The sequence below is a fragment of the Sporosarcina aquimarina genome (assembly GCF_019748715.1).
Taxonomy (GTDB): Bacteria; Bacillota; Bacilli; order Bacillales_A; family Planococcaceae; genus Sporosarcina; species Sporosarcina newyorkensis.
The window spans coordinates 258,544-264,989 of record NZ_JACLBZ010000008.1 but is presented as its reverse complement, the minus strand read 5'-3'; the positions used below and the strand labels follow the sequence as shown (position 1 = coordinate 264,989).

Here is a 6,446-nt window from a genome sequence, read left to right as displayed (position 1 = left end):
AGTAACAATTACAGGATTGACTGCTGAAACAGAATATGATGTATATGTAGTGGATGCAGCAGGAAATTCATCAACTAAAACAACAGTAACTACTACTGCTTGATAAAAACTAAACGAAACGTTACTTCATAAGCTAGCGCTCTATTAAACTAGTGAAAGAAGTGGAAGCTGACTCTTTGGTCTGAACTTGTATACTTTAACTAGTATGGAAGACCAAGGAGTCTTTTCTAACTGTTTTGCTGATTTGATCGGTGTAATTCCTATTCATGGGAAACAGCCGACCTTCTCATGTGATTAATCCTCCTGTGTCCAATGACGTGCTAACACACGGAAGGGGTGAAGTCAGGTGAAGTCGTACTCCGGTGGTTTCGTGGCGGAGTTCTTTAAAAGATGTCTGTGGCTAGAATAACGAATCCATGTAGACATAGAGTTTGGTTGCCAGGTTCCCACACAATTAATACATTATTCTGGCAACTGAGTACTACATCACAGAACACAGCCCCTCGACCAAGAAATCGGTTAAGGGGCTGTTTCTTGCTATCATCCAATTCGTTTCATCTAATCTTTCAAGCATAAACATGCCGGTACCAGTAACATCTCAGAAATTGTATATCAAGTTCGGGTAACAGGTTCTGTGACCCTTGTTTAAGGCCATTTAAAGGAGAGTTTTCATGAGTAAATTGATGACTATTTATTTAACCTAATTTATTTAACAATGAATGATAGATCTAGACCATTTAAATTCAAAGACGATATACATCAGCCGTTGGAAGAATTGTTAAAGAGTAAGAAAGTATTCACAAGTTTAATTATATATAATAATTTGGGAGAAGATGTAGAAGTAAAAATATCCTGCAATATTACAAAAATTGAAGCGGATACTATCTATGTGTATTTGGCAAGTAGGAAATGCAATGTTTGGCACTTAAAAATGTAACTCCTTGCCAACATCGTCTTTATTGATTCATGAGTGATTCTTTATGCCGAAAACTATCGCGATTAAATACAAGAAGATGTGAATAATGAATTAATCGGTCAATGAAAGCTTCCGTTAAAATTGGATCGCCAAATATATGGTTCCACTGACCGAATTGAAGATTCGTTGTCACCATCACACTTCTTTTTTCATAACACAAATTGATGACCTGGAACAGAAGCTCCGCTCCTTGCTTATGCAAGGGAACATAGCCCAACTCATCCAGGATCAATAGATCTAAGCCCTCGATTTGTTTATAGAGCTTCCCAAGCGTTCCTTTTTCGTTTGCTTCAAGCAGCTGATTCACCAATTCTGCCACGGTATAGAAACGAACCTTCTGGCCGAATTGCTGGATCGCATTCCAGCCTGTTGAAGCTGCGAGTAACGTCTTTCCAACGCCTACTCCTCCGTAAAGTATCAAATTTTCCTTTCTTTCGATAAATTCTCCATTCACAATCTCATCTTGTGTGATATGTCCGTTCATATGAATTCCATGCCATTCTAGCTGTCTGCCAGATATATCTGGCAGTCTAGATTGATTAATCAACGTATTCAATTTACGTTCTTCCCGTTGCTGAATTTCTTTCTCGAAAAGCGTCAATAAAAATTCCTCATGTGTTTCAGCGTTGACTTTATGATAATGCTCTCGGATCCAGCTAAGCTTCAGACGTTTGGCGTGTTCTTCGATACGCTCTCTCATCGCCTCTCACCACCCTTCGCCAGGGTCATCAGCTGATCATAATGGGACAATCCCCGAGTAGCTTCTTTAGAAACCGGAACCTTTGAGGACAGGGTGAGTGTATCCCGAATCCCTCTACCATTCATCAACTGATAGTACACGTGCTTGATTGCTTCGGCTGAAGGGTGACCGTGTTCAGAGGCTATCCCTAAAGCTTTTGTTGAGAGCGAGAAGTCCTGATCTTTCATAAAGATGGCGAGTAATTGAAGCGCATTTCGCTTTTCCTCCACCGTACAATCCTGTAAATAACTCTGCCATTCCTCTGGTAGTTCTTCGTAGAAGGAACTGTATTTCAAGGCCGTAGGCCGCTTTGCCATCAAGTGTAAGTAAGGTTGCCAGTTCATCGCTTTCTTCTCATCCCCATAGAGTCGTGAGTGTTCTACGATTACTTGATGGTCGTCCTGTAAAAGGGTCACCGTATCGAAAGATAGTTTGGCGCGCACCGTTTGACCCGCAAAACGTGGAGAAGTGGAATACTGTTTTCGGTCAATACGGACGAACCCATATTTATCCGCTTTTACTTGCTCGTATCGCACACATTCATAAGGCTTGCCAGGTAGTTGAAGGAATCGTTTCTCGTCTGCCAAATAGAGTTCGGCAATCGGCAGTTCCTTTTCATAATGTAAGCGTTGGCGATTTTCCACACACCAAGCCAATACCTGTTGATTTAACTCTGCCAAATCATTGTACAGAATCTCGGGTAATAGATAGTTGTTGCGAATATATTTCACCATGGCTTCTACATGACCTTTTTCATTCCCGCTGCCGGGATTACAGAATTCATATTCAAATCCATAGTGGGCAACGAAACGAGCGAATTCCTCTGTTAATTGCCGTTCGCCATTTGGTAAGACCTTCTTCACCGCAGGTGAGAGATTATCGAATCGTATCGTGCGTGGAACCCCACCTAGGTAATGGAACATATTGACCAAACCTTGAAGGAAACACTCCCTGTTCTGTGACGGAAATACTTGAAATAAGAAGGCATTACTGTTAGGAAAGGAGAGGACAAGATAATGTCGAATAACCTCCTCACCTTGATAAAGAAAAGGGGCTTCTCCAAAGTCCACTTGTGCTGTTCCAGGAATAGTCTGTAGTGGCAGTGCCGCTTCATCGCTCTCTTCCAGTAATTCGTTCTTCCTTTTGGCCACATATTCACGCACTGCCCGATCGGACCCTTGAAATGCATGTTTCTCTACCAAAAGAGCATAGATTCGTTGAGCAGTCCTTCTAAATTTCTTCTTCTTTTTCATATCTTCCATTAACCATTGATCAATGATCGGTTTGACGGGATCCATCACTGGCGCCTTACGTTTCTGCTTTACCGGTTGATCGGGATTGAAATCTTCCATATCTGCATACTTTTTCACTGTGCGGGGGTCGACCCCCATCTGTTTTGCGACGGATGAATAACTCCGCCCTTTAGTGTTGGTTTCTAATCTGATATAATTAATTTCAGCCATTGCTAACATCTCCTATATACCTCCTATGAACTTTATGCCCAAAAGGAGTGTATGTAATTTTTTAGATGTTGGCAAGTGGCCTTTTTTATGTACATAAATTAACTGCCGTTCACTACATTTCTATGATGCCACAAACAGTTTCAGGACTTTCTAGCTTATTACGGGGTGGTGCCGAAAGCCTGCAAGCCATATAGACCGCAAACAAAGGGGAAAATTGAAAGAGCGGTCGATTATCTGAAATCCACCTTTTTAAACGACGCCTTCCGAATACGCATGAGGAATTAAATGAGGAAGTTCGTAGGTGGTTGGACGAAGTAGTGCATAAAAAACGCAATCAAACGACACAGCAGACACCAGATGAACGATTCAAAGAAGAGAGCAAAGATTGTTTAATCTCTTATCTGTTTAGTGCAAAATAGAAGTACATAGTTTTGAAAAGGAAAAGTACATAACGTTGCAATATAAGTTTCAATGAAAAAAGGCTTGCCAGCCTCCTCAAACTTCTCTACTGTATTGGTGTCGAATCAAAACCTGGATAGGCTACACTTAGTTAGACAATAAAATTAAGGTCTAGTAGAATATAACCAAAGAAACGAGGAGAATCTACGATGACCCAAAAAAGAGTACGAAGAACTTTTACCCCTGAATTTAAAAGTCAATTGGTAAAGTTGTATGAGAGCGGAAAACCAAGAGCTGATATTATCCGTGAATATGATTTAACCGCTTCCGCCTTTGATAAATGGGTGAAGCAAAGCCAGACATCTGGTTCATTCCAAGAACGTGACAACCGTACGCCTGAAGAGGCTGAATTAATCAAACTACGTAAAGAAAATCAACGTCTACTAATGGAGAATGATATTTTAAAGCAAGCCGCGCTGATCATGGGACGAAAGTAGATGTGATACGCAACAATGCCCACAAATACTCAGTATCAGCAATGTGCGAAGTCCTCAATATTCCCAGAAGCACCTTTTACTATGAACCTGTTGAAAAGCAAGTAGAAGATGAGACAGTCGATGCCGTCAAGAAAGTAGAAACAATTATGGAACTCGGAAGATCAAGAAGAAACTTGAAAAGATCGGCTTGTGTGTCTCTAGGCGACGTATTGGTCGAATTATGAAGGAACATGGGCTTATTTCGAATTATACTGTGGCCCAATTCAAACCATTTAAATCAAAAGTGAATGAAGACCCCGTGAAAAATGAACTTGCCCGTCAGTTTAATGATCAAGCTGAATTGGCTGTCGTAGTAAGTGATCTGACGTACGTACGAGTAAACGGAAGATGGAATTACGTATGCTTATTTGTCGATCTTTATAATCGTGAAATTATCGGGCACAGTGCTGGTCCAAGTAAGACTGCAGAGCTTGTTTACAAAGCTTTATCAAGCGTTAATCGTGACCTCAACTCAATTCAAATGTTTCACACCGACCGCGGTAGCGAGTTTAAAAACAAACTGATTGACGAAGCGCTAGAGACATTTGGCATCCAAAGATTATTGAGCATGAAAGGATGTCCATATGATAACGCCGTAGCTGAATCGATGTTTAATATCGTCAAGACAGAGTTCACGAAACAAGCGCACTTTATCAGCCTTGATCAGCTGGAACTCGAACTAAATGATTACGTAAATTGGTACAATACAATACGATTCGAATTCATGGGACACTTGGTTATAAAAGTCCATTGGAATACAGATTAGGAAACTTATAAGTTTTGTTCAGCTTAGTGTTGACAATCCAACGTACCATTCAATAAGGAAGGGGCTGAGCTCCTCTTTCAACTGATCTCTGACTGGTACGAACAAAAAAGTTTAATCATCACATCAAACTTGGAATTTAGTCAGTGGAATCGCGTTTTTAGCGATTCTAGATTGACTGCAGCATTAGTAGATCGAGTAATACATCATGCCCATATATTGAATTTCACGGGAGATAGTTTTAGAGTAACAAACGCTTTATCACGTCAAAAATAATACTGAAATGAAGGCTGGCAAGCTTATGTACTTTACTTTGCATTCTTCTGCACTTTTTTCTTGCAAAACACAACGATATCGTAGATTGCCATATAGGGGTGAGGTTTAAGGTTTCTTGATTGGAAATCATCGGAACACCACCTGAATGTACTGCTTTTATTATACAATAGAAAAGCGAGAAAAGCGGGCTATTTCTTCATTCAACTAAGAAATAGCCCGCTTAATACTTATTTTTAGAACGCACTTATGAAAATGAAGCGGCGTTCACGGAAGTCCGATTGTATGTCTTTATAAAATGGACTTTTTCAGTGGCATCTGTTCATCCTAGGGAGGTACTGAAAACGGCTATTCTGTCCAATGCTGCCTCAATTCTAGTGCTACACACTTTAAAATAGGTCTACCTCCGTTGATAGAAGTAGACCTTTAGGTTTGTAGTCAGGATTATAATATATGGCTGAAAGTTTGTTAGAAACGGATGAAAATAAAAAATGGCTTAACCCAGTAATGAATTACAAGGACACTTACTCAACAAAAATAATGCAGATATAAAGTCTTATTTTTTACAATGAGTTTATATAATCAGTGAATTGCTTATAATCCCAGGTTTCTAACGTTGTAGACTGAGCTTTAATTTTTTCTCTAAGCTTGGTATCCTCGGTTACAAGAACATCAGCTTCTTTTGCGGTAGTGACAGCTATAATTGCATCATTCGTATGTTTGCTATTAAATTTTTGAATCCTTGTAAATTCTACACCATTTTCTGTCCCGCTACCTAGTCCCGCTTCACCTATACGGGAAGTACCTATAACGAATACACTCGTACCTATTTTATTTGTAATAGATACATTTTTTAATTTCTCTCTTTTGTCCGTAGCCTTAGTTTGTTCTACTTCATCTTCCTGAATATGTGTCGTAAGTATCTTCACCAATCCTTCTTCCACAAGTTGCTCAACCAACTTCAAGGTTTTATTATCATCTATTAAAGAGTCATAAATATTTGTATCTATCATGATTCTCATTCATTCTTCCTCCAGTTCACTCATAATCATATATTTATCGGTCTGTGAGAATAGTATACCCTTTAATAGACCTAGATTCTTTATATTCAAACCCATATTATTAGAAAAAGCCGATCACAGAATTTAATCTGGATCGGCTATATTATTACACTTATCTTAGGGAAATAAGCTTCAAGACTTACCACAGAATGGGTTCCTTCGCTCCTGCTAGTTTTCTCCTTCTCGTATGTTACCATACAAATACAAACGGCTAGCGATCGACACTACTACGAACC

Annotated in this window: 4 protein-coding genes and 3 pseudogenes; 4 read left to right on the top strand and 3 right to left on the bottom strand. The window is 39.6% G+C overall.

The genetic code is table 11. From position 1 onward, the window contains the following. Positions 1 to 956: 956 nt before the first annotated feature. Positions 957 to 1,676 carry an IS21-like element helper ATPase IstB gene (gene istB, locus H7J92_RS04570; RefSeq protein ID WP_221835614.1) on the bottom strand — a complete coding sequence of 240 codons (720 nt, stop codon included), beginning with the start codon at positions 1,674 to 1,676 and terminating at the stop codon, positions 957 to 959. Further along, complete coding sequence (istA, locus tag H7J92_RS04565; RefSeq protein WP_221835612.1) at positions 1,673 to 3,187, bottom strand: IS21 family transposase; 1,515 nt, start codon at positions 3,185 to 3,187, stop codon at positions 1,673 to 1,675. The genes istB and istA overlap by 4 nt, the downstream gene beginning before the upstream one ends. Positions 3,188 to 3,316: 129 nt before the next feature. Here istA and H7J92_RS17610 point away from each other — a divergent pair. From H7J92_RS17610 to H7J92_RS18025, 4 genes and pseudogenes are all read left to right on the top strand, one after another. After that, positions 3,317 to 3,570: pseudogene (locus H7J92_RS17610) on the top strand (IS21 family transposase); the annotation flags it as partial. A 216-nt stretch (positions 3,571 to 3,786) separates the two neighbouring features. Continuing rightward, positions 3,787 to 4,890: pseudogene (locus tag H7J92_RS04560) on the top strand (IS3 family transposase). A gap of 31 nt (positions 4,891 to 4,921) precedes the next feature. Next, positions 4,922 to 5,152 (top strand): annotated as a pseudogene (locus H7J92_RS04555) (ATP-binding protein); the annotation flags it as partial. 308 nt (positions 5,153 to 5,460) lie between these two features. Further along, positions 5,461 to 5,547 carry a JAB domain-containing protein gene (locus H7J92_RS18025; protein ID WP_425516843.1) on the top strand — a complete coding sequence of 29 codons (87 nt, stop codon included), beginning with the start codon at positions 5,461 to 5,463 and terminating at the stop codon, positions 5,545 to 5,547. A 165-nt stretch (positions 5,548 to 5,712) separates the two neighbouring features. On the opposite strand, the gene H7J92_RS04545 is transcribed toward H7J92_RS18025, so the two are convergent. Then, positions 5,713 to 6,171 (bottom strand): hypothetical protein, encoded by a 459-nt coding sequence (locus H7J92_RS04545; RefSeq protein ID WP_221835604.1) that lies wholly within the window; start codon positions 6,169 to 6,171, stop codon positions 5,713 to 5,715. Positions 6,172 to 6,446 lie beyond the last annotated feature (275 nt).